The 26,817-nt window shown below is 62.9% G+C and carries 22 protein-coding genes and 1 pseudogene; 4 read left to right on the top strand and 19 right to left on the bottom strand.

From position 1 onward, the window contains the following. Positions 1–119 precede the first annotated feature (119 nt). Positions 120–458, top strand: coding sequence for a CzcE family metal-binding protein (locus tag GCN75_RS09180; RefSeq protein WP_152282261.1), 339 nt, complete (start codon positions 120–122; stop codon positions 456–458). Between the two features lie 68 nt (positions 459–526). Here the strand turns inward: GCN75_RS09180 and ahpF are convergent, their stop codons facing one another. From ahpF to GCN75_RS09095, 17 genes and pseudogenes are all read right to left on the bottom strand, one after another. Further along, positions 527–2,122, bottom strand: coding sequence for an alkyl hydroperoxide reductase subunit F (gene ahpF, locus GCN75_RS09175; RefSeq protein WP_152282260.1), 1,596 nt, complete (start codon positions 2,120–2,122; stop codon positions 527–529). A 98-nt stretch (positions 2,123–2,220) separates the two neighbouring features. Next, positions 2,221–2,784, bottom strand: a complete 564-nt coding sequence (gene ahpC, locus GCN75_RS09170; RefSeq protein WP_077398190.1) for an alkyl hydroperoxide reductase subunit C — start codon at positions 2,782–2,784, stop codon at positions 2,221–2,223. Positions 2,785–2,972: 188 nt separating this feature from the next. Then, a complete protein-coding gene (locus GCN75_RS09165) occupies positions 2,973–3,371 on the bottom strand; it encodes a DUF3597 domain-containing protein (RefSeq protein WP_099411946.1) in 399 nt (132 codons plus the stop codon). Between the two features lie 169 nt (positions 3,372–3,540). Beyond that, the gene (locus GCN75_RS09160; protein ID WP_226941219.1) at positions 3,541–6,333 is read right to left on the bottom strand and encodes an EAL domain-containing protein; all 2,793 of its coding nucleotides are present in this window, start codon (positions 6,331–6,333) and stop codon (positions 3,541–3,543) included. 194 nt (positions 6,334–6,527) lie between these two features. After that, positions 6,528–6,920 (bottom strand): D-ribose pyranase, encoded by a 393-nt coding sequence (rbsD, locus tag GCN75_RS09155; RefSeq protein WP_152282258.1) that lies wholly within the window; start codon positions 6,918–6,920, stop codon positions 6,528–6,530. A gap of 4 nt (positions 6,921–6,924) precedes the next feature. Then, positions 6,925–7,833, bottom strand: coding sequence for a ribokinase (rbsK, locus tag GCN75_RS09150; protein WP_152282257.1), 909 nt, complete (start codon positions 7,831–7,833; stop codon positions 6,925–6,927). Further along, positions 7,830–8,888 carry a LacI family DNA-binding transcriptional regulator gene (locus GCN75_RS09145; RefSeq protein WP_152282256.1) on the bottom strand — a complete coding sequence of 353 codons (1,059 nt, stop codon included), beginning with the start codon at positions 8,886–8,888 and terminating at the stop codon, positions 7,830–7,832. Before GCN75_RS09145 ends, rbsK begins: the two co-directional genes overlap by 4 nt. Positions 8,889–8,902: 14 nt before the next feature. Then, the gene (locus GCN75_RS09140; RefSeq protein ID WP_152255913.1) at positions 8,903–9,874 is read right to left on the bottom strand and encodes an ABC transporter permease; all 972 of its coding nucleotides are present in this window, start codon (positions 9,872–9,874) and stop codon (positions 8,903–8,905) included. Between the two features lie 18 nt (positions 9,875–9,892). Continuing rightward, positions 9,893–11,446 carry a sugar ABC transporter ATP-binding protein gene (locus tag GCN75_RS09135; RefSeq protein ID WP_152282255.1) on the bottom strand — a complete coding sequence of 518 codons (1,554 nt, stop codon included), beginning with the start codon at positions 11,444–11,446 and terminating at the stop codon, positions 9,893–9,895. A gap of 84 nt (positions 11,447–11,530) precedes the next feature. After that, complete coding sequence (locus tag GCN75_RS09130) at positions 11,531–12,490, bottom strand: sugar ABC transporter substrate-binding protein (RefSeq protein WP_152282254.1); 960 nt, start codon at positions 12,488–12,490, stop codon at positions 11,531–11,533. Positions 12,491–12,698: 208 nt separating this feature from the next. Beyond that, a pseudogene (locus tag GCN75_RS09125) lies at positions 12,699–13,581 on the bottom strand (EamA family transporter). Positions 13,582–13,715: 134 nt separating this feature from the next. Further along, complete coding sequence (locus GCN75_RS09120) at positions 13,716–15,971, bottom strand: YgiQ family radical SAM protein (RefSeq protein ID WP_226941234.1); 2,256 nt, start codon at positions 15,969–15,971, stop codon at positions 13,716–13,718. A 357-nt stretch (positions 15,972–16,328) separates the two neighbouring features. Then, positions 16,329–16,607, bottom strand: coding sequence for a DUF4404 family protein (locus GCN75_RS09115; protein ID WP_152255908.1), 279 nt, complete (start codon positions 16,605–16,607; stop codon positions 16,329–16,331). 11 nt (positions 16,608–16,618) lie between these two features. Then, positions 16,619–16,831 (bottom strand): VF530 family protein, encoded by a 213-nt coding sequence (locus tag GCN75_RS09110; protein WP_152255907.1) that lies wholly within the window; start codon positions 16,829–16,831, stop codon positions 16,619–16,621. 109 nt (positions 16,832–16,940) lie between these two features. Beyond that, entirely contained in the window at positions 16,941–19,094 is a 2,154-nt protein-coding gene (locus tag GCN75_RS09105) for a M3 family metallopeptidase (protein WP_152282252.1), read from the bottom strand. A 227-nt stretch (positions 19,095–19,321) separates the two neighbouring features. Then, positions 19,322–21,466: a M3 family metallopeptidase gene (locus tag GCN75_RS09100; protein ID WP_152282350.1), complete on the bottom strand. Its 2,145-nt coding sequence runs from the start codon at positions 21,464–21,466 to the stop codon at positions 19,322–19,324. Positions 21,467–21,635: 169 nt separating this feature from the next. Beyond that, positions 21,636–21,854, bottom strand: a complete 219-nt coding sequence (locus GCN75_RS09095; RefSeq protein ID WP_070290273.1) for a SlyX family protein — start codon at positions 21,852–21,854, stop codon at positions 21,636–21,638. A gap of 161 nt (positions 21,855–22,015) precedes the next feature. Here GCN75_RS09095 and GCN75_RS09090 point away from each other — a divergent pair, with 161 nt between their 5' ends. After that, a complete protein-coding gene (locus GCN75_RS09090; protein WP_226941217.1) occupies positions 22,016–22,402 on the top strand; it encodes a type II toxin-antitoxin system RelE/ParE family toxin in 387 nt (128 codons plus the stop codon). Further along, complete coding sequence (locus GCN75_RS09085) at positions 22,399–22,755, top strand: addiction module antidote protein (protein WP_152282251.1); 357 nt, start codon at positions 22,399–22,401, stop codon at positions 22,753–22,755. Before GCN75_RS09090 ends, GCN75_RS09085 begins: the two co-directional genes overlap by 4 nt. Positions 22,756–22,762: 7 nt before the next feature. Here the strand turns inward: GCN75_RS09085 and GCN75_RS09080 are convergent, their stop codons facing one another. Then, positions 22,763–24,823: a UvrD-helicase domain-containing protein gene (locus tag GCN75_RS09080; protein WP_086148157.1), complete on the bottom strand. Its 2,061-nt coding sequence runs from the start codon at positions 24,821–24,823 to the stop codon at positions 22,763–22,765. Between the two features lie 209 nt (positions 24,824–25,032). Between GCN75_RS09080 and GCN75_RS09075 the strand changes: the two genes are divergently transcribed. Next, the gene (locus GCN75_RS09075; RefSeq protein WP_152282250.1) at positions 25,033–25,518 is read left to right on the top strand and encodes an SRPBCC family protein; all 486 of its coding nucleotides are present in this window, start codon (positions 25,033–25,035) and stop codon (positions 25,516–25,518) included. Between the two features lie 78 nt (positions 25,519–25,596). Here the strand turns inward: GCN75_RS09075 and GCN75_RS09070 are convergent, their stop codons facing one another. After that, the gene (locus GCN75_RS09070) at positions 25,597–26,718 is read right to left on the bottom strand and encodes an HD-GYP domain-containing protein (protein ID WP_226941215.1); all 1,122 of its coding nucleotides are present in this window, start codon (positions 26,716–26,718) and stop codon (positions 25,597–25,599) included. Positions 26,719–26,817 lie beyond the last annotated feature (99 nt).

The following is a 26,817-nucleotide window of genomic DNA, read 5'->3' as shown; positions in this document are numbered from 1 at the left end:
TTTGCAGATCAGACAAGAAGCGCTTAGGATGCCGTGTTGCAAAACCGGCGATCCCGGTGCAGCCACTACGATAAAACGGCGCGCTTACCACCGCGTCCAGCCTATTCTTGGAGATCCGCATGTTCAATACCCACCGCAGCGCCCTGGCCATCCTGTGCGCCATCCTCGCGACGTCCGCCATCGCGGCCGGCCCCACAGGCACGGCCGCCGACTATGGCACCCCGGCCCACCATGGCGCCGCCCAGCGCAGCATCGACCTGCAGCCCGACACGCGCCACATCAACGTGACGCGCGGCGAAACCGTCACCATCGCGCGCGCGGGCCAGCGTTTTACGTGGCACGTGCAAACCTTCCACAACAAGACCGTCTTTGCCCTGGCCGAGATCGCGCCGAAGGACATGGCCGTCGACGGCATTCAAGTGTATGTAGCCGGCAACCCGCTGTACGCGGGCAGCTAAGTTTCCTCTGCGCATAAAAAAACCGGAAGGGCCTCGCGGCCGTTCCGGTTTTTTTTCAGCGTGGACAGTTACGCCGTCAATGCTTCTTTCGCTGCCGCTTCATCGACCACTTCCTCGTCGTCCGAGCGGATCAGGTGGTCAAAGGCAGACAGGGCGGCCTTCGCACCTTCGCCCGTAGCGATGATGATCTGCTTGTACGGCACCGTGGTGACGTCGCCGGCCGCAAACACGCCAGGGATCGACGTCTGGCCGCGGGCGTCCACTTCGATTTCGCCGTGGCGCGACAGGGCCAGCGTGCCCTTCAGCCATTCCGTGTTCGGCACCAGACCGATTTGCACGAAGACGCCTTCCAGCTCGACCTTTTTCGACTCGCCGCTGACGCGGTCCGTGTAGCTGAGGCCATTGACGATCTTGCCGTCGCCGTGGATTTCCGTCGTTTGCGCCGACGTGATCACGGTCACGTTAGGCAGACTGTGCAGCTTGCGTTGCAGCACCGCATCGGCACGCAGTTCCGCGCCGAACTCGATCAGGGTCACGTGTTTCACGAGACCGGCCAGGTCAATCGCCGCTTCCACGCCCGAGTTGCCGCCGCCGATCACGGCCACGCGCTTGCCCTTGAACAGCGGGCCATCGCAGTGCGGGCAGTAGGCCACACCGTGGTTGCGGTATTCCTTCTCGCCCGGCACGTTGATTTCGCGCCAGCGGGCACCGGTGGCCAGGATGACGGTCTTGGCTTTCAGGACGGCGCCATTCGCCGTTTCAATCTCCACCAGTTTGCCCGGCGTCAGTTTCGTGGCGCGCTGGGTGTTCATGATGTCGACTTCGTATTCCTTGACGTGCTGCTCCAGCGCCACGGCGAACTTCGGACCATCCGTTTCCTTGACGGAAATAAAGTTCTCGATCGCCAGGGTATCGAGCACCTGGCCACCGAAACGTTCGGCCAGCACGCCCGTCTTGATGCCTTTGCGGGCCGCGTAGATGGCCGCTGCCGCACCGGCAGGGCCGCCGCCGACGATCAGCACGTCAAACACGTCTTTCTTGTTCAGCGCTTCGGCCTGGCGGGCACCGGCGTTGGTGTCGAGCTTGGCGAGGATTTCCTCGACATTCGTGCGGCCCTGGCCGAAGTGTTCACCGTTCAGGAACATCATCGGCACGGCCATGATCTGGCGCGCTTCCACTTCTTGCGGGAAGACGCCGCCATCGATGGTGGTGACCTTGATGCGCGGGTTGATCACCGCCATGGCATTCAATGCCTGCACCACTTCCGGGCAGTTGTGGCAGGAGAGCGAAATAAACGTTTCAAACTCGTAATCGCCGTCGAGGTTGCGGATCTGCTCGATCACGGCATCGTCGAACTTGATGGTGTGGCCGCCCACTTGCAACAGCGCCAGCACCAGCGAGGTAAATTCATGGCCCAGCGGCACACCGGCGAAACGCACGCCGATGTCGGAGCCTGTACGGTTGATGCTGAACGACGGGGTCCGTACGCCAGCGTCCATGCGCTCGACCAGCGTGATCTTGTCGCTCAACAGGACTATCTCCTGGAGCAATTCCTTCATCTCGCGGGCTTTTGCGCTGTCATCGAGAGAAGCGACCAGCTCAAGCGGATACACCACTTTTTCCAGGTAGGATTTCAGTTGGGTTTTGAGGGTGGCGTCTAACATGATTTTTTCCTTTTCTACAAATATTTAGGCGAATGCCGGGCCGGACACCCGGGCCGGCATCGCGGTAACTACTTGTTTGCTGCTTGCTGCTTCACACCTTAGATCTTGCCGACCAGGTCCAGCGATGGGGTCAGGGTTGCTGCGCCTTCCGTCCATTTGGCTGGGCACACTTCGCCTGGGTGGTTCGCCACGTACTGGGCGGCTTTGACTTTGCGCAGCAGTTCTGCAGCGTCACGGCCGATGCCGTTGTCATGCACTTCCAGCACTTTGATGAAGCCATCAGGATTGATGACGAAGGTACCGCGCAGTGCCAGGCCTTCTTCTTCGATCATGACTTCGAAGTTGCGCGACAGGGCGCCGGTTGGGTCGCCGATCAGTGCGTATTGCACTTTCTTGATGGCGTCCGAGGTGTCGTGCCAGGCTTTGTGCGCGAAGTGGGTATCGGTCGAGATGCCGTAGACATCGACGCCCAGCTTCTGGAACTCGGCGTGGTGATCGGCCAGGTCTTCCAGTTCGGTTGGGCAAACGAAGGTGAAGTCGGCTGGGTAGAACACGAATACCGACCACTTGCCTTTCAGCGACGCTTCCGTCAGGTCGACGAATTTGCCATTGTGGTATGCGGTTGCCTTGAATGGTTTAACTTGGGTATTGATGAGCGACATAGTCATTTCCTCTCGTGTGGTGAATCAGTAAGACTCTAGTGTAAGGGGTTTTAACCCATATGCAAAATTGATTGTCGCAATAGTTTCAATTAGTTTTAGCTATCATGACGCCATGGGAACTCCATCATAGGCAGTTCCCGCGGGATTGGATAGCGGCAGCAGTGGATACCCCTGCCGCCGCCAGGTGTTTAATTTTTGAGTTCTTCCGGGACCTTGCCGCCGTTTTCCGCCAGCTTGATCATCACCTGGCGATGCAGCCAGATATTCATGCTGGCCGAATCGTTGGTGTCGCCCGTGAAGTGCAGCTCTTGCGCCAGTTCCTTGCGCGCGGCCAGGCTGCTGTCCAGTTGAAGCAGTTTCATCAGGTCGACGATGGACGTGCGCCAATTGAGTTTTTCCGCGTTCTTGCTGGCCAGGTCGACCAGCACCACTTCCACGTCCACCACCGGCACGGCAGCCGCCGGTGCAGGTGCTGCTGCCGGGGCGGCCGCCGCTGGCGCGTCGGTAGCGGCGGCGGGCGTGGCTGCCGGAGCGGCATCGGACGAATGGTGGAAGATTTTGTTGTAGATATTGCTGAAAATGCCCATGAGGTCACCTCGAGTTGAGTGAATGGAAGAAGGTTTGCCTGCGCACTGGGTCCAGGACCCATGACAGCAAAGCCGGGCGCAGGCGCCAGCCGGTCGAGTATAAGCCCGTTCAAGCCGGAAGCCCTGTCCCGCAGGCTTGCGCCAGATCTGGTGGCGGGCCTTGCCTGTTTCAAGGGTGCAAGGGCCGCTGGGCGCGCAGCAGCGCATCGAACGCTTCGATGGCCAGCGGCGGCGCAAACAGATCGCCTTGCGCGAAATCGCAGCCGATCTCCAGCAGCCGCGCGCGCTGCTCCGGCGTCTCCACCCCTTCGGCAATCACCTGCAAGCCCAGCGTGTGGGCCATGGTGACGATGGCTTCGCACAGCGCCAGTTCGCTGGCGCCGGCCGCCAGCTTGCGCACCAGCACGCCGTCGATCTTCAGGTAATCGATGCCGCATTGCTGCAATTGCGTGAGCGAGGCATGGCCGCTGCCGAAGTCGTCGAGGGCGATCTGCATGCCCGCCTCGCGCAAGTGCTGCAGCCGCTGCGCCATGCTGCTGCCGGCGCCTGGCCCCAGCAGCGCATCTTCGCGCATGTCGAGCACGATGGCCGAGGCCGGCACATCGAGCGCCATCAGCTGGCGCAGCCAGGTGCCGGGCGCCTCGGCTTCGCGCTGCAGCTCCAGCGGCGACTGGTTCAGGCACAGCTGCAGCCCCGGCAAGCCGATGGCCTGCCCCTGCGCGCGCCAGCGCAGCAGTTGCGCGGCCGCCGTGCGCAGCACCCAGTCGCCGATATCGACGATCAAGCCGCTGCTTTCGGCCAGCGCCAGGAAATCGGGCGGACACACGATGCCCCGCTGCGGATGGTTCCAGCGCAGCAAGGCTTCCACTTTAACAATATTGCCGCTATGCAGCTCGACGACGGGCTGGTAATGCAGCTGCAGCTGCTGCTCCCGCAGGGCCGTGCGCAAGTCCGCGCCCATGCGCATGCGGTTGACGGCCGCCACCTGCATGGCGGGCGTAAAGTAGCTGTAGCGGTTGCGCCCCGCGCCCTTCGACACATACATGGCCTGGTCCGCATGCTTGAGCAAGTCCTCGATATTGCCCGCGTCGTCCGGATACAGGGTGATGCCGATCGACGCCGACACGAACGCCTGCTCCTGCCCCAGCAGGAACGGCGCCAGCAAGCCGTCGAGTATCTGCCGCGCGATGCGGTCGACTTGCTGCAGGTCATCGAGGTCGGACAGGATCACCGTGAATTCGTCGCCGCCCAGGCGCGCCACCGTGTCCGTCTCGCGCACGCCCACGCGGATGCGCCGCGCCGCTTCGATCAGCAGGATATCGCCCTGGTGGTGACCCAGGGTGTCGTTGACTTCCTTGAAATGGTCGAGGTCGATGAACAGGATGGCCACGCGGCTCGTATCGCGCCGACCCTGGGCCAGCGCCTGGCGCAGCCGCTCGTGGAACATGCGCCGGTTCGGCAATTGCGTCAAGGTATCGAAATTGGCTTGCTGCCAGATCAGCGCTTCCGTTTGCCGCTTGTCCGTCACGTCTTCCAGCATGCACAGATGGTGCGGCCCGCCGTGGCGCGTCGTGGCGATGGCTGTCACCGAGGCATCGACCCACACCACGCCGCCATCGGGCCGCACGATGCGCTTGGCGTGGCGGAAACCCTGCATGCGTCGCTCCAGCAGCTGCGCCACGTGCACCTGCTCGCCCGCCACGTCGTCGGGATGGCTGATCTCCATCCAGCTCGTTTGCTTCATGTGCTCCAGCGTGCGCCCCGCGATGGCCAGATAGCGCGGATTGATGTCAAGAAACTGCCCGCTCACAGTATCGATCAGGGCAATGCCCATGGGCGCTTCCTCGAACATGGTGCGAAAACGCAACTCCCCCTGGCGGATGGTTTCCTCGGTGCGGCGGCGCTCGCGCGCCAGGTTGCTGAAGTGAAAGGCCGCCGACACGGCCAGCAGGCTGCCCGCCACGCCCAGCGACAGGTACAGCCAGCCCAGGTCGGCGCCGGGCACGGGGTGGTACAGGAAACCCTGGTAGGCGTGGCTGTCCGTGGCATTGCGCGGCAGCACGCCCATGGCCGCATAGGTATCGGCGATGTGCTGCCAGCGCTGGGGATTCATGTAGCCCGGCTCCACCAGCACGGGCTGCAGCAGCAATTCCATCTGCTGCGCCTCGTACAGCAGATGCGCGCGGTCGTGGCGCTGGCTGTATTTGGCATGGATCAGCTGCGCCATTTCCTCGCGGTGCGCCATCGCGTATTGCCAGCCGCGCAGGCTGGCCGCGCGGAACGCTTTCACGCGCTCGGGATGGCGGCGCAATTCCTGTTCGCTGGTAAACAGGTTGTCGCCGTAAAAATCGATGCCCGCCGTGCGCGGCGTAAACTGATAGTAGGGAAAGCCGGCCCGGTCCAGGTAGTCCGGTTCGTTGGTGGAATACGCGGCGATGGCGTCGACCTTGCCATCGATTAAATCCTCGACCCGGTAGCTGGGCGGCAAGTGGCGCATCTGCTGCGGCGCGACGCCCATTTTTTGCAGGAACAACGACACTTCATCGGAGGCGGCCGTTACATTGCCAGGCGCGCCTATCATCACGGGCGCGCCCACCAGCTTGCGCACGTCGGGCGCGCCGCCTTGCTGGCGCATCAGCAGCACGCTGGGCGAATGCTGGAACACCACGGCCAGCACCACCACGGGCTTGCCCGCCAGGCGGCTGAGCAGCAAGGTGCTGTTGCCCACGCCATATTCGGCCTGGCCGCCCAGCACGGCCGCCTCGGCCAGCGGCCCGCCGCCGCCTTCGCGCAGCCGGACTTCCAGCCCCGCCTCGCGGTAATAGCCCTGCTCGATGGCCGCGTAATAGCCGGCAAACTGGAACTGGTGCGTGAAATTGAGTTGCAGGGAAATGGGTTCCAGCGCCCGTGCCGGCGTGGCGCAGCAATACAGCAGGGCAAGCAGCGCCAGCCAGCCGAACACGCGCCTGCCTGTGCTCGGCGACAAGGGGCAGCGGACAGCGCAAGATGCTTCCATCGGCATGGCAAGACACCACAGGGATCTGCCGAGTTGGCAGGAATAAGGCTATTGTAGCCGCCCCTTTTGCCGAAGGATAACTATTTCAGTGAGGACAATACCGTTGATGTTTTTGGCAAACAGTCTGAGCTTTGTTTGCGTTAGAACACGACGCCGGCCACCAGAATGATGTTGGCATACGGACTGCATTCACCCGTGCGCACGATGGCGCGCGCCCCCCTGGACAGTTGCTTGAACTCCTCGTGCGTGATCTGGCGCGCATCGGGCAAGGCCAGGGCCGCCACCTGCGCCGCCATGGCGGGATTGTGCTGCGGCAATTCGCTGGCGAGCAGATGGTATTCCACCTGCATTTCGCTCAGCACGGTATTCACGGTATCGACGAAGCCGGGAATGCCGCGCGTCAGGGCCAGGTCGATCAGGGGCACGCCCGGCTGCGAGGGCAAGCCCGCGTCGCCGATGACGAGCATGTCGCCATGGCCCAGCGAGGCGATCAGTTGCGACAGTGCGATATTGAGCAGCGGAGTCTTTTTCATGGTCTTAGAACAGCTCGTGCAAGTGGGGAATCGAGGTTTGCGCGCCAGGTTTGGTGACGCTCCAGGCGGCCGCGCGCTGGCCTTGCTGGATGGATTCGGCCTCGTCCATGCCGGACGCCAGGCCCGCGACAAAACCGCCGATGAACGTGTCGCCGGCGGCCGTCGTGTCGACGGCTTGCACCACTTCGGCGGGGAAGGTGTAATCGCCGCCATACAGGGCCGCGTGCACGCCCTTGGAACCCAGGGTGATGATGACGTTGTCGCTGCCCAGCTTTTGCAGCGCGGCGGCCAGCGCCTTGGCATCCGCGCCATCCGGGCTGACGCCTGCCAGCATGGCCGCTTCGATTTCATTTGGAATCAGATAGTCGACCAGTTCCAGCACGCCGTCCGGCAGGCTGGCGGCCGGAGCCGGGTTCAGCACCACGGTCTTGCCCAGCGAACGGGCCAGCTTGATCGCGTGCACGACGGTGTCCATCGGCGTTTCCAGCTGCAGCACGACGATATCAGCCTGTTCGATCAAACCTTGCGCCGCATCAATGTGCGCGGGGCTCAACAGATCGTTGGCGCCGCCCGCGATGACGATGCTGTTCTGGCCGTTGTCGTCGACGAGAATCGAAGCGATGCCGGACGCGACGCCGGGCAAGGTGGTGATGTGGCTGTCGATGATGCCGTCGCCCACCAGCGCCGCGCGCAACGTCGCGCCGAACGCGTCGTCGCCCACGCAGCCGACCATGGCCACTTGTTGGGCGCCCGCCACCTTGCCGCTCATGCGCGCGCATGCGACGGCCTGGTTGGCGCCCTTGCCGCCAGGGATGGTTCTAAAAGCGCCGCCCGTCAGGGTTTCGCCGGGGAGGGGCATGCGCGGCACGCGCAAGACCAGGTCCATATTGATGCTGCCGATAACCACGATCATGATGTCATTCCCATCAGTTCAGTTGCAGGTGAAGAAGTAGGTGCGGAAGAAGTTACAGTGGCAGCCACGCTGGAGCCGCGCACGTGCAGCGCGGGTGCGATGCTGCGCTGCTGGCGCGGCAAGGCGGGGTCGGCGATGCGCGCCAGCAGGCAGGCAGCCGTGATGTGGCCCAGCTCGCGCGTGTTTTGCGCCACGCTGCTCAGGGCCGGATGCACGAAGCTGGCCAGGTCGATATCGTCGAAGCCCACGACGGCCAGTTCGCCGGGCACGGCGATACCGCGCTCGGCGGCGGCGCGCAGGGCGCCAAACGCCATCAAGTCATTGCAGCAGAACAAGGCGTCGGGGCGCTGGCCTGGCGGCAGCGCCAGCAAATCCAGCGCGGCCGCATAGCCGCCCGCACTCGTAAAATCGCTATGGCGGCACAGCGCGTCGGCCAGGGCCACGCCCGCGTCCGCCATGGCGCTGCGCGCGCCGGCGATGCGGTCGTTGGAAATGCTCACTTCGCGGGGACCGGCGATGCAGGCGAGGCGCCGGCGTCCCAGCCCCAGCAGGTGGCGCGCGGCCAGCACGCCGCCGGCCCGGTTGTCGACAGCCACGGCATCGATGGACAGGTCGCTGGGCGCGCGATCGAGCAGCACGGCCGGCACCTTCATCTTGCGCAGCAATTCGCCATCGCTGTCGGCCAGCGCGGACAGGATCAGGCCGTCACAGCGCTTGGTCAGCAGCACGTTCAGGTAGTCGCGCTGCTTGACGGGGTCGTCATCGGAATTGCACAAAATGACGCTGTAGCCGGCCGCGTAGCAGCTGTCCTCGATGCCGCGCGCCACTTCCGAGAAATACGGATTCGTATTATTCGGAATGATCAGGCCGATGGTGCCCGTGCTGCGGCTGCGCAAGGAACGCGCCAGCGCGCTGGGCACGTAATGCAATTGCTCCGCCGCCGCCAGCACGGCGCGGCGCGCCTCGTCGCTGACGGGGCGGGTATTGTTGAGGACGTGCGACACGGTGGTGAACGACACCCCCGCCGCCTGCGCCACTTGCTTGATGGTTGCCATGGGCGATGTGGCGCTTAGGCGCGTTCGCCGCGGCGGCGGTAGGTGTCGAGCACCACGGCAGCGACGATCACCAGGCCCGTGACGATGCGTTTCACGGGTTCCGACACACCCACTTGCGCCAGGCCCGCTTCCAGCACGGAAATGATCAATACGCCGATAAACGTGCTGATGACGGAACCGCGACCACCCATCAGGCTGGTGCCGCCGATCACCACGGCGGCGATCACTTGCAATTCCATGCCCACGCCGCCGTTCGGGTCGGCCGCTTCCAGGCGCGACACCTGGAACAGCGCGCCCACGCCGGCGAGAAAGCCCATCAAGGCAAACACCAGCACTTTCGACGGCTTCGTGTTGATGCCGGACAGCCGCACGGCTTCTTCATTCGTGCCGATGCCGATCCAGTGGCGTCCCAGCACCGTGCGCGTGAGCACCAGGTGGCCGATGACGACGATGGCGATCGAAGCGATGAAGGCAGGCGACAGACCGAACGCGATCGGCGAGCTGATGCCGTCGACGGCGCTGCCGATGTATTCCGTGCGCGAATTGGTCACTTGATAGGCCAGCCCCCGCGCCATTTCCAGCACGCCCAAGGACACAATGAACGAGGGGATGCGCCAGCCGACGGAAATGAGGCCCGTCGTGGCGCCGCACAGGGCCGCGACGAACATGCCCAGCAGGGCCGCGCTCCACACGGGCCAGCCCCAGTGCACGACGGCCAGGGACAGCACGGAAGCGGCCAGCGCCATCACGGAACCGACGGACAGATCGATGCCGCCGATGATCAGCACGAACGTCATGCCGACGGCCATCACCACCAGGGTGGGGATGTTGTTGGACAGGGTGCTCAGGGTGGCCAGGGTAAAGAAGTTTTCGCTGGCAAACGAGAACAGTACGCACATGGCCAGCAGGGCGCCGATCAGGCCCCCGTAGTTTTTCAGGTCGGCCAGGCTGCGCTGCAGATACGAAGGAGAGGAATTGGTGGTCATGGGAATCTTTCCGGCGGATCAGGCCGCAGCTGGGGTGGAAGTGGGGGTCAAATAGCCGGAGAACGCGGCCGACAGCAGCGCGTCCTGGCTCCAGGCGCCGCGCTCGAAGGTGTCGACGATGCTGCCCGCGCTCATGACGGCGATGCGGTCGCAGATCAGCATCAGCTCGCGCAAGTCGCTCGAGACGATGACGAGGCCCTTGCCCTGGCGCGCCTGCTCCGCCAGCACCTGATAAATATCAAACTTGGCGCCGATGTCGATGCCGCGCGTGGGCTCGTCGAACAGCATCACGGGACAGTCGCGGTACAGCCAGCGGGCGATCACCACCTTTTGCTGGTTGCCGCCAGAGAGCTCGGCCACCGTTTGCGCGCTGTTGCGCGAGCGGATGCCCAGGCGCTGGATGTAGTCGTCAGCCACCGTCGCTTCGGCCGTGTCGTTGAGCCAGCCGGCGCCACTGACGGTGTCGAGCGAGGCCAGGGTCGTGTTGACGGCGATGGACTGGCGCAGCAACAAGCCTTGTCCCTTGCGGTCTTCCGTGATCATGGCGATGCCGGCTTTTACGGCCGCCTGCGGCGAGTGCAAGGCAGCAGGCGTGGCGCTGTCGCCGAGGAAAATGTCACCCGCATCGGCGCGGTCGGCGCCAAAGATCAGGCGCAGCAATTCCGTGCGGCCCGAGCCGATCAGGCCGGCGATGCCGAGGATTTCACCGGCGCGCAAGTCGAACGAGGTGGGGTTGACCACCTTGCCGCGCGCCAGGCCCCGCACGCGCAGCAGCGGCGCGCCGATGGTGCGTCCGCTCAGGTCGACGGCGTCGTCGGCCGAGCGGCCCACCATCAGGCTGACCAGGTCGGCGGCGGAGTGGCCCGCGATGTCGTCGTCGCACACGAGCTGGCCGTCGCGCAGCACGGCGATGCGGTCGGCCACGCGCTTGAGTTCTTCCAGGCGGTGCGAGATATAGATGATGCACACGCCTTCGGCCTTCAGGCGCTCGATCTGCAGGAACAGCAATTCCACTTCGCGGTGCGTCAGCATGGCAGTCGGCTCATCGAGCACCAGCAGGCGGCAGGCGCCGATCAGGTTGCGCGCGATCTCGATCATCTGCTGGTGGCCGATGCCCAGTTCGCCGACCAAAGTCCACGGGTCGAGGCCGCCCAGGCCCACTTTCTCCATCTGTTCGCGCGCGTCGCGTTCGAGGCGGGTGCGGTCGATGAAGCCGAAGCGCTGCGGCAAATTCTTGAGGTACAGGTTTTCCGCGATCGACAGGGTGGGAATCAGGTTGAGTTCCTGCATCACCATGCGGATGCCCAGCGCCTCGGCGGCGCCGCGCGAGGCGGGCTGGTAAGGCTTGCCGTCGAGCAGCATCGTGCCCGTGGTGGCTTGCTCCAGGCCGCAGATGATCTTCGACAGGGTGCTCTTGCCCGCGCCGTTCTCTCCCGTCAGCGCCAGCACTTGGCCAGGGGCAAAGCGCAAGCCCACGCCGCCCAGCACGGGGCCGACATAGGACTTGCCGATGTTATCCAGGGTCAATAGAGGGAGGGCGGCCGAGGGCGCCGGGGGAATGTCGGTAGGCATGATAAAACTCCGCGGTAGTGGCGGCGGGGCCGGCACCGCCTGCTCGGTGAGCAAGCAGGCGCCGGCCCCGGCGGGATCAAACGATCAGGACTTGGCGCCCTTGGCGACCAGTTCGACCTTGGTTTCGATGACGCCACCCAGATCGGCCTGTTTCTTCTTCTGCGCCAAGGCTTTCAGCACGGTGTCGATGCCGAACACGGCTTGCTGCGATCCGAACTGGTCGGCGGTGGCCAGCACGCGGCCATCGGCCAGCATCGGCTTGATGGCATTGATGTTGTCGTAGCCGACGACCAGCACCTTGCCCGTCTTGCCGGCCGCCTTGATGGCGGACACGGCGCCGATGGCCATGTTGTCGTTACCGCACAGCAAAGCCTTGATGTTCGGGTTGGCGTTCAGCATGGCGGCCGCCACCGTGTTGGCAGGGGCGATTTCCCACTGGCCCGACTGCACGCTGACGACTTTCGCACCGGCTGCCGTCATGGCGTCCTGGAAACCCAGGGTGCGCTGCTGCGCGTTGTAGGTGGTGGACACGCCTTCGATGATGCCGACGGGGTCGCCCTTCTTGATTTGCTGGGCCAGGTAGTCGCCGACCACCTTGGCGCCCTTACGGTTGTCCGGGCCCACGAACGGCACGGTGATGCCCTTCTCTTTCAGGGCGCCCGCGTCGAGCTTGTTGTCGATATTGACGACGATGATGCCCGCGTCGATGGCTTTCTTCAGCACCGGCACCAGCGCTTTCGAATCGGCCGGCGCAATCACCAGCGCATTGACGCGCGAGACGATCATTTGCTCGACCAGCTTGATCTGGCTCGACGTATCCGTTTCATCCTTGATGCCGTTCGACAGCAAGTCGTACTTGGCGGCATTGGCCTTCTGATGCGCCTTGGCGCCGTTTTCCATGGTCAGGAAAAATTCGTTGGCGAGCGACTTCATCACCAGCGCCACTTTCGGCTTTGCAGGCGTCTGCGCCATCGCCGGCACGGCAGGCAAGGCACACACCAGGACAGCGGCGGCAATCATTTTCAGGCGAATACGGGATGTCATGAGCGTCTCCAGAGTTGTTGGTCAAGCACGTGTACTGCATGCTTTTGTGGAATTTCATTGCGCGCAAACGTTTGCGCGAAGCGAATAGTGCCTCAATGCCCCATACCAGTGCAAGCAAAACTGTATGTGCGGTGCAGCAAAAAGGGGACGTTCAGAGGGAAGCAGACAGGCCGATGCGATCGGCCTGCCTGGGAGAAATGCGCGGAAATCAGGGGTTTGTTGCGGGACGGGCGCTCGCCCACTGCACAGCCAGCACGCTGGCCAGCACCAGCAGCAGGCCCAGCATCGACCAGCCCGTCATGGCCTGGCCCAGCAAGGCCCAGCCCAGCACGACGGCCATCAGGGGACTGAGCAGTCCCAGCGAGGACACGGCCACGGGCGAGAGCCTGGCGATGCCGCGGAACCACAAGGCGTACGCGAGCAAGGCACCGGCCAGGCACAGGTAGGCATAGGCCAGGACTTGCTGCAGGGATAGCGCCGGCAACGGTGCGTCGGCCAGCCAGGCGACGGGCGCCAGCATCAGGCCGCCCAGCAGCAATTGCCAGCCCGTCAGCGCCAGCACGGGCAAGTCCGGCTTCCAGCGCCGCGTCAGATAGGTGCCGGCCGCCATGCAAGCCGTGCCGCCCAGCGCTGCGGCAATGCCGATGGGTTCCCACACGGTGCGCGGCGACAGCAGCAAGACGCCCATGCCGGCCACGCCCAGCACGCTGGCGCCCAGGGCCAGGCGGGCCGGGCGGCGCCCTTCCACGCCCCAGGCCAGGCCCATCACCAGCAGCGGCTGGATGGCGCCCACGACGGCCGCCAAACCGCCCGGCAAGCGGTAGGCGGCCACGAACAGCAAGGCCTGGAACACGCCGATATTCAGGGCGGACAGGATCAGCACGCGGCCCCAGTCGCGCCGCGCGGGCAGGCGCCGCATCAGCAGCAGCAACAGCAGACCGGCCGGCAACACGCGGATCAGGGCCGCCGTGAAGGGCCGGTGCGGCGGCAGCAGTTCGGACGTGACGAATATACGTGGAACCCCAGATCAGGGGCGCCAGCGCCGTGAGCACGATATCGCCCCAGGCGGGGCGGACAGCAGAGGTGGGCATAAACTATCTCGACGCTAAGATAATTCCAGTGTGGACGCATACTATCTTGATGTCAAGATAAATACGCCAGCCTGGAGAATGCTGCCAGCCATAAAAAAACCCGGCGCGCAGGCCGGGTTCTGGATGCAGCAGGCTTACCTGCGGCCGCTGCGGGCCGGCGTACCGCCCTTGGCCGGCGGCTTGGCGCCACGTCCCATCGGTGCGGCGGCGGGCTTGGCCTTGGTCTTGATGGTCGACAGGATCGAAGGACGCACCTTCGACTCGACAGCCGTGGCCTTGGGCGCGGCGGCCGTGCCACCGAGGGCGATACGGTTCTTGCCCGGCGTGACCTTGAACTTGTCCGGCGTACCGGCGCCATGCGTCTGGCGGCTGCGTTCGCCTGCGGCCAGGCCGCCCGACTCGGACGAAGTCCAGGCGGGAATCAAATGCTTGTCGCCATTGCCGATCAAGTCGCCACGGCCCATGTTGACCAGCGCTTCGCGCAGGATAGGCCAGTTGGCCGGGTCCTGGTAGCGCAGGAAGGCTTTATGCGTGCGGCGGATCTTGCCGCTACGCGCCGTTTCCACCACTTCGGAGTCCGCCGTCACCTTGCGCAAGGGATTCTTGCGCGTGTGGTACATGGTCGTGGCCATGGCCATCGGCGTGGGCATGAAGGTTTGCACCTGGTCCAGCTTGAAATTGTTTTTCTTCAGCCACAGGGCCAGGTTCAGCATGTCCAGGTCCGTCGTGCCCGGGTGCGCGGCGATGAAGTACGGAATCAGATATTGCTTCTTGCCTGCTTCCAGCGAGAAGCGATCGAACATTTCCTTGAATTCGTCATACGCACCGATGCCGGGCTTCATCATCTTCGACAAGGTGCCCTCTTCCGTGTGCTCGGGCGCAATCTTCAGCAAGCCGCCCACGTGGTGCGTGACCAGTTCCTTCACGTACTCGGGCGAACGCACGGCCAGGTCGTAGCGCAAGCCCGAGCTGATCAGCACTTTCTTGATGCCAGGAATGGCGCGCGCCTTGCGATACAGGGAAATGAGCTTGCTGTGGTCCGTGCCCAGGTTGACGCAGATGGACGGGTACACGCAGGACAAGCGGCGGCACGACACTTCGATCTCTTTTTCCTTGCAGGCCAGGCGGTACATATTCGCCGTCGGACCACCCATATCGGAAATGGTGCCCGTAAAGCCTTTGGTTTTATCGCGGATATGCTCAATTTCGCGCAGGATCGACGGTTCCGAACGGCTCTGGATGATGCGGCCTTCGTGCTCCGTGATCGAGCAGAAGGTGCAGCCGCCGAAGCAGCCGCGCATGATGTTGACGGAAAAGCGGATCATTTCCCACGCGGGGATATGCGCCTTGCCGTAGCTGGGGTGCGGGGCGCGCGCGTAATTCATGTCGTACACGCCATCCATCTCGTCCATGGCCAGCGGCAACGGCGGCGGATTGAGCCACACGTCGCGTTCGCCGTGCGCCTGCACCATGGCGCGCGCATTGCCGGGATTCGATTCCAGGTGGAACACGCGCGACGCGTGCGCATACATGACGGGATCATCCTTGACGACGTCGTACGCAGGCAGGCGCACCACCGTCTTGTCGTGCTTTTCCTTGGCCATGGCCAGGCGCTCTTCGCGGCTCATGATGCGGATGGGCTTGATCACTTCGGCCGATTTCGACGCATTCTCGGTCGCGCAGGCGGTCTTGTCTTCCTGCACCATCTCGTACGGGCTGTAGTGCGGATCGATCTTGCCGGGCACGTCGACGCGGGTGGAATTGTGCACGCCCCAGTCGTCGCCAGGCAGCCAGCCGGACGGCACCATGAAAGCCGTGCCGCGCAAGTCGCGGATATCCTTGATGGCTTCGCCGGCAGCGAGGCGGTGCGTCAGGTCCACCAGCGCCCGCTCGGCATTACCGAAGATCAGCAAATCGGCCTTGGAATCGGGCAAGACGGAACGGCGGACCTTGTCCGACCAGTAATCGTAATGGGCGATGCGGCGCAGCGAGGCTTCGATGCTGCCGATGACGATGGGCACGTCGGGATACGCTTCGCGCGCACGCTGCGCGTACACGGTGACGGCGCGGTCCGGGCGTTTATTCGGTTCCGCGTTGGCCGTGTAGGCGTCGTCGGAGCGGATCTTGCGGTCGGCCGTGTACTGGTTGACCATGGAATCCATGTTGCCGGCGGTCACGCCGTAGTACAGGCGCGGCTTGCCGAGGATGCGGAACGCGTCGGCCGACAGCCAGTCCGGCTGGCTGATGATGCCGACGCGGTAACCCTGCGCTTCGAGCAGGCGGCCAACGAGGGCCATGCCGAAACTCGGATGGTCGATGTAGGCGTCGCCCGTGACGAGGATGACGTCGCACTGGTCCCAGCCCAGCGCGTCCATCTCGGCACGCGACATCGGCAGGAAAGGCGCCACGGCAGCGCGGGCAGACCGCTTGGGAACGGTCGCAAATAAATTGGTAGGGGAGCTCATAGGGTACGGATTGTACCGGAATTGGCCATTTCCAACCTGACGGCCTGCTTTTTACTGTTGGATTTCAGTACAAAAAACGTTTATTTTTCAATCACTTGGGAAATTCCCATCGAGAAATTGTGACTGAGGAGCAGTTTTTTATCATTACATCAATACCGTCTCGGCGCCTCTCAAAACCGTAGCGAGCAAGCTCAATGCCGGGTTGAGTAGCGGAACCGTACGAAGGTACGGTGAGCAACGGATGCCCGGCAGTGGGCTGCGCAGTAGGTTTTCAGAGGCGCATCAGATACCCATATTGGCGAGAATTTCACCCAATTCGCGTAAGGCAGGCTCCAGTTTCGGATGCTTGACGGCGAACTTGGCCGACAATTCCTGGCTGCGCTCGGCCAGGCCATAGGTGGTCGACTCTTCTTCCTGTTCCTGCGCAGCACGCTTTTCCATGAGCAGCTTGATATCGACATCGAGCTTTTGCAGCAAACCCTGCAGTTCCTCATCGACGGGGCCGCTGGTTGCTAGTGTCGAATGCAGCTGTTGCAGCGATTCCTTGAGTTTGCTATCCATGTTTTTTCCTGTCAGTCAGTAAATTGCGTGTCCAGGTACAGCTGTTCCACCTTGCTCCTGGCCCACGGGGTCTTGCGCAAAAACTTCAGGCTCGACTTGATGCTGGGATCGCTGATGAAGCAATTGATATCGATGTGCTTGGCCAGGCCATCCCAACCGTAGTGGGCTTGCAGGCGCGTCACAATCGCTTCCAGGGTGATGCCATTCAAATCTTGCTGACTCATATACTCTTTCGACTGCCTTCTTGTTTACATCTTACTCAATTCTACGCCGCCGGCACAGAAAGCTTGCGTGCGCCAGGTCAACGCAACGCAAGCTTCGGCTGAGGACGACTTACTTGGCGTTCAAGCCCCGGCGTTCCAGCAAGGGTTCCACGGTGGCATCGCGGCCGCGGAAGTCACGGAACAGCTGCAGCGCATCGACGCTGCCGCCGCGCGACAGCAATTTGCTGCGGAACCAGTCGCCATTCTTGCGCGTCAGGCCGCCGTTTTCCTTGAACCAGTTGACCGATTCCGCGTCCAGCTTTTCCGACCACAGGTAGGCGTAGTAAGCCGCCGAGTAGCCGCCCGAGAAGCTGTGCGAGAAATATGCCGTGCGGTAGCGCGGCGGCACGGGTGCGTAGTCGACGCCCGCATCCTTCAACGATGCCGCTTCAAAGGCCAGCACGTCGGTCGGGATCTGGCTTGGCGCCAGTTGGTGCCAGCGCTGGTCCAGCAGGGCTGCCGACAGGTATTCCGTGGTCATGAAACCCTGGTTGAATTTCTTTGCCGCCGTCACCTTGTCGAGCAATTCCTGCGGCATGGCCGCGCCGCTCTGGTAGTGCTTGGCATAGTTTTGCAGCACTTCCGGCCAGATCGCCCACATTTCATTGACTTGCGATGGATACTCGACGAAGTCGCTGGGCACGCTAGTGCCGGCAAAGCGCGGGTATTTCACGTTTGAAAACATGCCGTGCAGCGCATGGCCGAATTCGTGGAACATGGTCGTCACTTCGTCGAACGTCAGCAGGGTCGGCTGGCCGGCAGGCGGCTTCGGAATGTTCAACTGGTTGGCCACCACCGGATGCGTGCCCAGCAGCGACGATTGCGACACGTATTCATTCATCCACGCGCCGCCATGCTTGTTGCCGCGCGCATAGAAATCGGCGATGAACAGGGCCAGCGGCTTGCCGTTGGCATCGAGCACGTCGTAGACGCGCACGTCCGGGTTGTACACCGGTAGATCAGTGCGCTGCTTGAAGCTGATGCCATACAACTTGTTCGCGGCAAAGAAGACGCCGTTGTTCAGCACGCTATTCAATTCCAGGTACGGTTTCAGCTCGTTTTCATCGAAATTGAAGCGTTGCTTGCGCAGCTTGTCCGTGTAGATGGCCCAGTCGGCTGCTGCCACCTGAAAACCGCCCTTTTCTGCGTCGACCACTTGCTGCAGGTCGGCCGCTTCGCGGCGCGCATTGGCGACGGCCGGTTTCGCCAGTTCCGACAGCAGGGTGTTGACGGCCGTGGTCGTCTTGGCCGTCTGGTCTTCCAGCGAGTACGCGGCGTAATTGGCGTAACCGAGCAAGGTGGCCCGTTCGGCGCGCAGCTTGGCCAGCTTCAGCACGATGGCGCGGTTGTCGAACTCGCCGCCCTGGCTGCCGCGGTTCAGCGACGCATCCATCAGGCGCTGGCGCGTGGCGCGGTTGGTCAGCACGGCCAGTGCCGGCTGGCCGCTGGTGTTCACGAGGGCAATGACGAACTTGCCGTTCAAGCCACGTTCCTTGGCAGCCGTGGCGGCCGTGTCGATATCGCTGTCCGTCATGCCAGCCAGTTCAGCGCGCGTGTCGACGACGATGCTCTTGGCATTCGTTTCCTTCAGCACGTTTTGCGCGAAGGCCGTTTCCAGGCCCGCCTGCTCGGCGTTGTAGGCTTTCAGTTTTTCCTTGTCCGCATCGGACAGCTTGGCGCCGGCGCGCACGAAATCTGTGTGATAGCGTTCCAGCAGGCGCAACGATTCCGCGTCAAGGCCCAGCTTGTCGCGCTTGGCGTACAGGGTGTCGATGCGGGTAAACAGTTTCGGATTCAGGGTGATCGCGTCGCCATGCGCGGCCAGTTTCGGCGATACATCCACTTCCACCGCTTCCAGCGCGGCGTTGGTGTTGGTCGACGTCATGTTGCTGAAGATGCTTTGCACGCGGTGCAACAGCTGTCCCGTACGCTCGAGGGCCACGATGGTGTTTTCGAACGTGGGTGCCTGGCGATTGTTGGCGATCGCATTGACTTCGGCCAGCTGGCGTTTCATGCCTTCGGCAAACGCGGGCGCGTAGTGCGCATCCTTGATCAGGCCGAATTGCGGCATCTGGAACGGCAGCGGACTGGCTTTCAGCAGGGGGTTCTGGGCGCTGACGGCGGCAGCCGGTGCGGCGTTGGCCGTGGCGGCAGCCAAGGCGGAGGGAGCGGCGTGGGCCAGCATGACGCTGGCGGCGATGACGAGCAGTTGTGGACGGATCATGACATCTTTCAGGAAGCGCGGGGAAGAACCGCGATCGCGTCGCGGGCCAGTGGCAGATCATAGCAGCCTGTCACACAGGCGTCATCCAACATGGGCAATCCTGTGGTGCATCCCGCCAAATGCGCGGTTTACCACGGTTTTCAATCAAAATCTCCAAATAAAAATGGCTGCCAATTGCTTGGCAGCCATTTTCATTGACCCGGCTTTGCGGCCGGGAATGACGCGGATTACTTGCCGTTCAAGCCACGGCGTTCCAGCAATGGCTCGATCTTCGCATCGCGGCCGCGGAAGTTGCGGTAGATGTCGAGCGCATCGGCGCTGCCGCCGCGCGACAGCAATTTGCTGCGGAACCAGTCGCCGTTCTTGCGCGTCAGGCCGCCGTTTTCCTTGAACCACTCGACCGTGTCGGCATCGAGCTTTTCCGACCACAGGTAGGCGTAGTAGCCGGCCGAATAACCGCCCGCAAATGCGTGCGAGAAATACGTGGTGCGGTAGCGCGGCGGCGCCGGGGCGAAATCGACGCCCGCATCCGTCAAGGCGGTTTTTTCAAACGCCAGCACGTCGGTGGGGATCTGTGCCGGGGTCAGCTGATGCCAGCGCTGGTCCAGCAAGGCCGACGCCAGGTATTCCGTGGTTTTATAGCCCTGGTTGAAATTGTCGGCCGCCGTCACCTTCGCCAGCAGCTCGGCCGGGATGGCCGCGCCCGTTTGATAGTGCTTGGCATAGTTTTGCAGCACTTCCGGCCACAGCGCCCACATTTCATTGACTTGCGACGGGTATTCGACGAAGTCACGCGGCACGCTGGTGCCGGCAAAGCGCGGGTATTTCACGTTCGAGAACATGCCGTGCAGCGCGTGGCCGAATTCGTGGAACATGGTGTTGACTTCGTCAAACGTCATCAGGGTCGGCTGGCCCGCTTCCGGCTTCGGAATGTTCAGGTTATTCGCGATCACCGGCTTGCGGTTCAGCAAGGTCGACTGGCCCACGTAGGCATTCGCCCAGGCGCCGCCGCGCTTGTTGCTGCGCGCGTAAGGGTCCAAGGTAAAGATGGCCAGCTGCGTGCCGTCTTCATTGAAGACGTCGTACACCAGCATGTCGGCCGTGTAGACGGGCAAATCGGTGCGTTGCTTGAAGGTCAAACCGTACAGTTTGCCAGCGGCAAAGAACACGCCCTTGGTCAGCACGCTGTGCATTTCAAAGTACGGTTTCAACTGATTTTCATCAAAGTTGTAGCGTTCGGCGCGCACCTTGTCGCTATAGAAGGCCCAGTCGGCGGCGCCGACCTTGAAGCCGCCCTTGCCCGCATCGATGACCTTCTGGATATCGTCCGCTTCGCGGCGCGCATTGACGACGGCCGGCTTGGCCAGCTCGCCCAGCAGGGCGTTCACGGCGGTGGTGTCGTGCGCCGTCTGGTCTTCCAGCGAGTACGCCGCGTAGTTCGGGTAGCCCATCAGTGCAGCCCGTTCGGCGCGCAGTTTCGCCAGTTCCAGCACTTCCTGGGTGTTGTCGAACTCGCCGCCGCGGCTGCCGCGCGCTTGCGATGCGGCCATGATGCGTTCGCGCAAGGCGCGGTTGGTCAGCAGCGCCAGCGGCGCCTGGCCCGTCGTGTTGACGAGGGCGATCACGTACTTGCCATCGAGGCCACGCTTCTTGGCCAGGCCCGCAGCCACTTCGATGGCGGCCGGCGACAAGCCGTCCAGCTCTTCGCGCGTGTCGACGACGACAGCCGAGGCGTTCAATTCTTTCAGCACATTCTGCGCGAACTTGGTCGACAGGGCCGCCAGCTGGCCGTTATAGGCGCGCAGCTTTTCCTTGTCGGCCGCCGACAGCTTGGCGCCCGCGCGCACGAAGTCCGTGTGGTAGCGTTCCAGCAAACGTTTCGATTCGGCATCGAGGCCCAGCTTGTCGCGCTTGGCGTACAGGGTGTCGATGCGCTTGAACAATTTATCGTTGAGCATGATCGCGTCGCTGTGGGCCGCCATTTTCGGCGCCAGCTCGCGTTCCAGGCCCTGGATCGTGTCATTCGTGTTCGAACCGGACATCACGGAAAACACGGTGCGCACGCGGCTCAGCAACTGGCCCGAGCGCTCCATGGCCACGATGGTGTTGTCGAACGTGGCCGGCTTCTTGTTGTTCGCAATCGCGTTGATTTCCGCCAGGTTGGCGGCCATGCCAGCCGTAAAGGCGGGCGCGTAGTCCGCGTCCTGCACCTTGTCGAACGGCGGATAGTTGAATGGCAGGCTGCTCGCTTGCGCAAACGGGTTGGAAGCAGGCAAGGCTGCGGCCGCGGTAGCGGCAGTGGTTGGCGCGGTGGTGGCGGTCGCGGCAAAAGCGGCTGGCGCCAGCATCAGGCTGGCGGCGATGACGAGCATTGTTGGACGGGTCATGTCTTCTTTCAAGAAACGCAAGAGAGCCGCGATTGTGTCGCGGGCCAGCCTGAAATAATAACAGCCAGAAACATTTGCGTCACCCGCAACTACCGATGGTAGCGTGCCAGCCGGTGATGAACGGTTTTCATGTACGCAGCACCACGATGCCGATTTAGTAATGCGGCGGACGTTCGTTGACCAACCCGCCATTTGCCTGCTGCGCCCCGTCGCGCACGTGCTCGCCCAGCTTGTGCAGCATCGCTTCCAATTGGTCGATGCGCTTGCCCTGCTGGTACACCATCTGGTTCAGCGATTCGACCAGGTCCTCCTGCTGCGCCAGCTTGATTTCGATATCGACGAAACGTGTTTCCATCTGTTCTGCATTGTCCATGGTGCTCTCGGTGATTCCTGACTGAAAGGGGGCATTCTACCGCCGCAGCAACGTGAGCCAGGACAAACCTCGTCCATTCGCCATCGGTCAGACGGCCATTGCTGCCTATTCTTTCGTTTGGCCCCCTCAAATCGCTTGACGAATGAGAACAACCGATTACAATGAATCGACCATCACCAACTGAACCACTGCTGATCGACACGCGCAAGACGGCCGAATACCGGCGCTGGGAAGATTCCCTGCACGATGTGGCGGCGGCCGCCATCGACGCGCGCATCAAGCACTTGCAGCACGGCAAAAAGGGCGACTGGCGGCCGGTGGGCGAAGGCGTGTGCGAGTTGCGGTGCCTGCAAACGGGGCCCGGCTGGCGCGTGTATTTTCACGAGACAAACCGGGGTACCCTGATCTTGCTGCTGTTGGGCGGCAATAAATCCAGCCAGCAACGCGACATCAGGCAGGCGCAAGCGATCCTTCGGGACTTGAAAGCCCGGCAGGCGGCCCTCAAAAAAGCGGCGGCAAGTGCCTCCACAGGAGCACGACAGAAATGAACCACGACATTGACCACGACACCTTCGACCTCGACGGCCTGGAAGCATTGGGCCTGAGCAAATTTGATCCGACGCAACACCTGACCAGCAAGGCCGCCGTGGCCGCCTACATGAGCGAAATCGTCGCCACGGGCAATGCGGAACTGTTCCAGTCCGCCATGAACGACGTGGTGCGCGCCTACGGCATGGGCAAGGTGGCGGCCAGGGCCGATATCACGCGCGAAGGCGCGTATAAAGCCTTGCGCGAAGGCAGCAAGCCACGCTTTGAAACCATTTTAAAGATGCTCGATGCGCTGGGCATGCAGCTGGCCATCGTGCCGAAGGCCACGCCGGACGGCACCGTGGAAGCCTGAGCGCCGCCTACCCTTTCGGCGCGGCCAGCAAGGCCTTCATGCGCGCCAAGCGTTCCTTGGGCGAAATCACTTCCGCTTCCGTGGGCACGGCGTCGCCCACGTCCAGTTGCATTTCCTTGATGAAGCGCGACGGGTCGCAATGGACTTGTTCGCCCGCCCGCTTGCGCTTCTTGCACCACGTGACGTGCAAGGTGCGCTGGGCCCGCGTGATGCCCACGTACATCAGGCGCCGCTCTTCCTGGATGCGCGCGGCGATGGTTTCGGCGGGCGCGTCCGCGTCGCCCTTGTGCGGCAAGATACCCTCTTCCACGCCCACCAGGAATACGTGCGGAAATTCCAGCCCTTTCGACGCGTGCAGGGTGGACATGCGCACGGCGTCCTGCTCCTCGTCCTTGCCTTCCAACATCGTCATCAGGGCCACCATCTGCGTCAGTTCCAGCACGTTCTTTTCTTCGCCATCGCGGTCCTTGCCGCCCCGGCCCCGTTCCTTGAGCCAGTTGACGAATTCCAGCACGTTCTGCCACTTGCTTTGCGCTTGCCGTTCCTCGAAGGCATCGTACAGATACGATTCGTAGTGGATTTCCTTCATCATGTCATCCAGCACCTCGGCCGCGTTATCTCCGCTGCCGGCCGCGCCCGGGCGGCTGGCGCGCGATTCGAGGTCATTGATGAAGTTGCAGAAGTCGCGCAGGGGACCCAGCTGGCGGTCCGTCAGCTTGGCCTCGATGCCGCCCTTGAAAACGGCCTGGAACAGCGAACACTGCCACTGCCCCGAAAACGCGCCCAGCACCTCCAGGGTCGACTGGCCCACGCCGCGGCGCGGCGTCGTCACGGCGCGGATGAAGGCCGGGTCGTCGTCCTCGTTGGCCAGCAGGCGCAGGTAGCTGATGATGTCCTTGATCTCGGCCTTGTCGAAGAAACTCTGGCCGCCCGAAATCGTGTACGGGATGCGCTCCTTGCGCAGGCACTGCTCGATGATGCGCGCCTGGTGGTTGCCCCGGTACAAAATCGCGTAATCGGAAAATTTGTTCTTGCGCTCGAAATGGTCGGCCGAGATCATGATGGCGACCTGCTCCGCTTCCTGCTCGTCCGTCTGCATGCCCAGCACCTTGATCGGCTCGCCCAGGCCGTGCTCGGACCACAGCGACTTTTCAAACAGCTTCGGATTGTTGCCGATGACGGCATTGGCCGCGTTCAGCACGCGCATGGTGGAGCGGTAATTCTGCTCGAGCTTGATAACCCGCAAGTCGGGGAAATCCGTTTCCAGGGTCTTCAGGTTTTCCACGGTGGCGCCGCGCCACGCATAGATCGCCTGGTCATCGTCGCCCACGGCCGTAAACATCGGCTTCTTGCCGATGCCCGTCACCATCAGTTTGACCAGTTCGTACTGGCAGGTGTTCGTATCCTGGTATTCGTCGACGAGCAGGTAGCGCAAACGCCGCTGCCACTTGTCGCGCACGGGCCCGTTGTTGCGGAACAGTTCCACGGGCAGGCGGATCAGGTCGTCGAAATCGACGGCCTGGTAGGCGGACAAGGTTGCCACATAGCTGCGGTAGATGCGCGCCGCGTTGGCCTCGTCCTCGTCCTTCGCTTGCGCCAGCGCCATGTCCGGGTCGATCAGGCCGTTTTTCCACAAGGACATGGCGTTCTGGATGCCGCGGATCACCTGTTTATCGGTGGTAATGGCAAGGTCTTGCACGAGGGAAAAGCAGTCGTCGCTGTCCATGATGGAAAAGCGGTCCTTCAGCCCCACGCCATTGGCTTCCTGGCGCAGGATTTTCACGCCCAGCGAGTGGAAGGTCGACACCGTCAACTGCTTGGCCTGGCGCGGCTGCTTCAGCAGTTTGGCGATGCGTTCCTGCATTTCCAGCGCCGCCTTGTTGGTGAAAGTCAGCGCGGCGATGGTGCGCGGGTCGTAGCCCCGGTCTTCGATCAGGTGGGCGATCTTTTGCGTGATCACGCGCGTCTTGCCCGAACCGGCGCCCGCCAGCACGAGGCAAGGGCCGTCGAGGTAGGTAACCGCTTCGCTTTGGGGCGCATTCAGACCGAACTGTGGTGCTTTGGACATCAGGGTATTTCCGCAGGGAACAGCAGCCCATTGTAACAGCGTCGCGTGGGCCAATTGCATGGCGGGCCATGCCTGAAAAACAGGCAACGGCATTGATATATCGCCATATGACGCCATCTCGGGCCATGCAATGCGTGCGGCGCGGCCACGCCTGGAGTACCATTCCGCCTATATCGCCCGTGCGCGCCCACTTACCGAATGGCAGTCCCATGAAATTTGAACACCTGATTGAAATCAACGATCCGCTGAACCCGCTGATCGACACCTTGACCCTGGAGCAAGTCTGGCGCGGCCTCGTCTTGCGCGCCGAGTCGCCCAAGCTGTTCGTGCCCCACCTGGACGAATGCCAGATCAGCGAACGCAGCGATGCAGGTTTCGCCCGCAGCCTGCGCTATGGCGAGCTGGTCATCAACGACAAGGTGGTGCTGGTGCCGCAACTGCAGGTGCGCTACGAAGTGCCGGCGCAGAAAGACATCAGCGCCTCGTCGCTGGTGATGACCATCGAGATGCCCGACGAGGCCAGCCTGTGGGTGCGCTTCCAGTACGACGACGGCCATGACGCGGCCACCGATGCGGCCAACGCCCTGTACGACGACTTCCGCCGCTCTGCCTACCAGGAATCCGACATCGACACGGTGCGCATCATGCGCGAACTGGCGCTCGAGGGACGGCTCGATGCGGGTTTGCTGAATTAAGCTATTCATGTAGAGAGTGTCTGGAAAACGCTCAGGGCTAGGCAATGCAACAACGCCATGGGCGTACTTCCCGGCGCTCTACGTTCTGGCGCTGCGGCCCCATAGCTGGTCGGGTCGGAACTGCAAGCCCGCCTGCTCCGCGCTGAGCACCTCGCGGATGGCGTGCAAGTCCACGCGCGTGTCGCGCCGCAAGGGCACGTCCAGGCGCGCGCCGCGGGGGCCGATCAGCGACTGCACATGGGGCGTGGTGGCATTCAAGCCCTTGCGCGTGACGACGCCGATTTCTCCATTCAACAGTTTGACGTAGGTGCCGATGGGGTAGATGCCCAGTTCGCGCACCAGCAGCGAGGCCAGCGGCGCATCCAGGGTGGCCTTGTCGGCCATCAGCATTTCGCGCAGGGCCACGTTCGGCAGCAAGGGCTGGCGGTAGCTGCGCTTCGATACGCGCGCGCAATAGCGGTCGGCCAGCATGATCAGGCGGGCACCGATGCCGATCGCCGCGCCTTGCGTGCCCAGCGGATAGCCGCTGCCGTCGATATTTTCATGGTGCTGCAACACGGCTTGCAGCCAGACGGCGTCCGTCACGCCCGCCGCGCGCAGCAAGTCGACCCCCGCTTGCGGATGGGCGCGCAGGTAGGCGCGTTCCTGCGCATCCAGCGGCCCCGCCTTGTGCTGGAAATCCGCATGGCGTTCCAGCATGCCCACATTCATGCTCAGCGCGGCCAGCACCACGCTGCGGATCACGCCCTCATCGAGTTTCAGGGCGCGCGCCAGCAGGGCCGTGATGACGGCCGTATCGACGCTGTGGCGCACGGCAAAATCGCCCGCGCCCTGGTTGTGCAGGATGCAGGCCAGCGCCACGTCGGCGTCCAGCACGACAGCCTCTTCCACCAGCTGCGCCAGCGCGGCCAGCGGCAGGTGGCTGCCCGCTTGCCCGGCGGCAATCGTCGGCAAGACGAGTGCCAGGCCTGCCGTGACCAGGTTCAGCATGCGCAGGGCCGATGGCGCTTCCGTGGCCGTGCGCGGCACGTCCGCACTGGCATCGGCGATGACGCCGCGCGCCAGCAGCAATGCGATCTGGTTCTCGCTGCTGATGACATGGCCCAGCCTGGCCAGCAAGCCCCCCGTTTCGCCATGCACGTCCCAGGGCAGGGCCACACCCAGTGCGAGTTCTCCTGCGTAAATGCGCCGAATTTTCACATCGTCTCCATCATCGCCTGCACCCGCCTGTTTTTACCATCCTGGCATCAGCGGTATGTACCGATTGAAATATTTTTTGCTTTTAATTAATATTTCAAT

This window comes from Janthinobacterium violaceinigrum (assembly GCF_009208555.1).
Classification (GTDB): Bacteria; Pseudomonadota; Gammaproteobacteria; order Burkholderiales; family Burkholderiaceae_D; genus Janthinobacterium; species Janthinobacterium violaceinigrum.
Note: the sequence above shows the minus strand (reverse complement) of the source record. Positions and strands in the feature narration are given on the sequence as shown.